This window comes from Methylobacterium sp. (assembly GCF_028290105.1).
In the GTDB taxonomy this organism is placed as follows: Bacteria; Pseudomonadota; Alphaproteobacteria; order Rhizobiales; family Beijerinckiaceae; genus Methylobacterium.
Genome location: NZ_JAQGKL010000293.1, coordinates 1 through 2,602, shown reverse-complemented (window position 1 = coordinate 2,602; position 2,602 = coordinate 1). Strand labels below are relative to the sequence as shown.

At 73.4% G+C, this 2,602-nt stretch carries 2 protein-coding genes and 1 pseudogene; 2 read left to right on the top strand and 1 reads right to left on the bottom strand.

Going from position 1 to position 2,602, the window contains the following annotated elements:
- Positions 1-53 precede the first annotated feature (53 nt).
- Positions 54-1,013: an ABC transporter substrate-binding protein gene (locus JWQ05_RS19740; RefSeq protein ID WP_299662289.1), complete on the bottom strand. Its 960-nt coding sequence runs from the start codon at positions 1,011-1,013 to the stop codon at positions 54-56.
- Between the two features lie 130 nt (positions 1,014-1,143).
- Between JWQ05_RS19740 and JWQ05_RS19735 the strand changes: the two genes are divergently transcribed.
- Both JWQ05_RS19735 and JWQ05_RS19730 read left to right on the top strand, forming a co-directional pair.
- Positions 1,144-2,061: a LysR family transcriptional regulator gene (locus JWQ05_RS19735; RefSeq protein WP_299662286.1), complete on the top strand. Its 918-nt coding sequence runs from the start codon at positions 1,144-1,146 to the stop codon at positions 2,059-2,061.
- Positions 2,058-2,602, top strand: a pseudogene (locus tag JWQ05_RS19730) (hypothetical protein); the annotation flags it as partial. The gene JWQ05_RS19735 and the pseudogene JWQ05_RS19730, both read left to right, overlap by 4 nt.

Sequence of the window (2,602 nt, the reverse complement as noted above, 5' to 3'; positions counted from 1 at the left end):
CCGGGCCGCCGCCGCCGGCACGGACGGGGCCGCCGCGGCGGCCGGCGCGGCGCTCACGCGTCCCTCATGGCGTCGACGAAGCGGGTGTCGATGAAGGTGGAGAAATCGGGCAGGCGCTTGATCTGCTTCAGGGCCAGCATGCGGTCGGCATAGACCTTGGCCTGGGCGATCTCGGTCTCCCCGAGCTTCCACTTCAGCTCGACGTTGGGGACGGAGAGCTCCAGCGCCTCGCGCTTCTGTCCGAGCTTGGCCACCGCCATGGCGATCATCGCCTCGCGGTTGCCCTGGGCGTAGTCCGTGGCCTTGCGGTGGATCTCCAGCATGGTGCGCACGATCTCGGGCTTCTGCTGGATCGTGTCGCGATGCGCGCCGAACACCATGTTGAGGGCACCCATCTCGGTGCCGTAGGGGTATTCGACGAGGCTGCCGATGCCGCTGGCGAGACTGACCCCGGGGGCCGGCTCGGCGCCCACGTAGGCGTCGATGTCGCCGCGCGCCAGCGCGATGTGCATCTCCGAGAACGAGATCCGCACCGGCGTGATGTCCTTCACGCCGAGGCCCTCCTGGCGCAGGCGCTCCAGGGCGAAGACCTCCTGGGTCGAGCCGGGCCAGAGGGCGACGCGCTTCCCCTTGAGGTCCTTGATCGCGAGAATGCCCGCATCCTTGCGGGCGATGATCGCCATGCCGCGGTTGCAGGTGGAGGCGATGATGACGAGGGGCTCGCCGGCGGCCGCCCCGAGGGTGCCGGCGGCGATGCCGAAGGTCCCGAACTCCACCGATTGCGTCACCACCGCGTTCTTGCACTCGGTGGGGCTCTCGAAGGGCACGACCTCGACACGGGTTCCGGCCGGGGTGAACTGCTCGTAGAAATGCGGCGCGATGGAGTGGATCAGCTTCAGGGAGCCCATCCGGATCACCGTGGCGCCTTGCGCGCGGGCGGGGCGGGGCAGGCCCAGGGGGGACGCGAGAAATCCGGCGCCGAGGCCGGCGAGAAGCGTGCGACGGCGGATCATGGCGGCGGGCTCCGAGGTGCGATCGTTCGGCCTCCAAGCTAGGGACGGCGCGTGTTGCGTGCGAGTGCTGTTTCTTGACTGCCCCGTTGCGATTCGGGCAACACAGGCGGATGAAGGCCGGACCCTCGCGATGAAGCACCTGCGCATCCTCACCTACGTGGCGGAGGTGGCCCGCCACGGGGCGATCCGCCGGGCGGCGGAGCGGCTCAACATCACGCCCTCGGCGCTGACCCGGCAGATCCAGGACCTCGAATACGAGCTCGGCACGCCGATCTTCGAGCGGGTGGCGCAGGGCATGCGCCTCAATGCGGCGGGCGAATTGCTGGTGCGCCACATCCGCGACCAGCGCGCCGACCTGGAGCGGGTGCGCTCGCAGATCGCCGACCTGTCGGGGGTCCGGCGCGGCCACGTGGCGCTCGCCTGCAGCCAAGCCTTCGTCAACCACGTGGTGCCCGACGAAGTCGAGGCCTACCGGGCGCAGTTCCCGCAGGTGACCTTCACCGTGCAGGTGCGCGACCACGTCCAGGCGGTGGCCGCACTCGCGCAGTTCGAGGCGGACCTCGCCCTGGTGCTGCAGCCACCGCCCTCGGCGGAGATGCAGGTGCTGTTCTCCTGCCGCCAGACCCTGTGCGCCCTGGTGCGGGCGGGGCATCCGCTGGCGCGCGAGACCGGCCCGGTGCGCCTGCGCGACTGCCTCGCGCACCCGATGGCGCTGCCGGACCGGTCGCTCGCCATCCGCCACCACTTTGATGAAGCGCTGGCCCGCCGGGGCTCGCCGCTGGGCGCGGTCATCGAGTCGAGCTCCCTCGAATTCCTGCGCAACCTCGTCCTGCGCGAGGACGTGGTCAGCCTGCAGGTGCCGAGCGGCATCCCCGACGACCCGCGCCTGCGCTCCCGGCCCATCGATGCACGCGACCTCGGGCCCATGTCGCTGATCCTGGCGCAGCTGCGCGGCCGCACCCTGCCGGTGGCGACGGCGAAGTTCGCCGACCGCTTCGCCGGCAGCCTGCACCAGCGCTACGGCGGGGCGGGGGCGTCGGACACGTGAGGGCGCGCGGTGGGACGGGACGCCTGCGCGGCCTCGCGGCCTGGATCGGCCTCCTCGCGGGCGGGGGCGCCCTGGCGCTCGCGGCCGCCCCCGTGCTCGTCCCCGCGTACCTGGCGGGCCGCCTCCTCGGCGCGGCCGACGACCCCGGCGCCCTCGCCGAGATCCGCCTGGAGCGCGAGGCCACGGCGACGCGCCTGGAGGCGGGCCTCGACGCGGCGGTCGCGGCCGAGGACGAGGATCTGGCCGCGAGCTTCCTGGCGCTGGCCGACGCCCGCGGCCTCGCGATCGATCCGGAGCGGCGCGCCAGGGTCGAGGCCCTGGCGCGGGGCCGCGTGGGGCGGGCCGCGCGGGACTTCGCCCTCGGGGCGGTCTCGGGCGAGGCGCAAGGGGCGGCGGGCCTCGCCGGCTCGCTCGCCGCCGACGTCACCGGCCTCGGCGACGCGCGCGACCTCCTGCGCGAGGGCGGGCGCTACGCGCGGGACGAGCCCTACGACGCGCTGCTGCTCGGCATGGCGCTGGTCGGCCTGCCCCTCACCGCCGC

Coding starts and splice junctions, on each gene's coding strand:
- JWQ05_RS19735 (WP_299662286.1), top strand. CDS start 1,144: ATGAAGCACCTGCGCATCCTCACCTACGTGGCGGAGGTGGCCCGCCAC.
- JWQ05_RS19740 (WP_299662289.1), bottom strand. CDS start 1,013: ATGATCCGCCGTCGCACGCTTCTCGCCGGCCTCGGCGCCGGATTTCTC.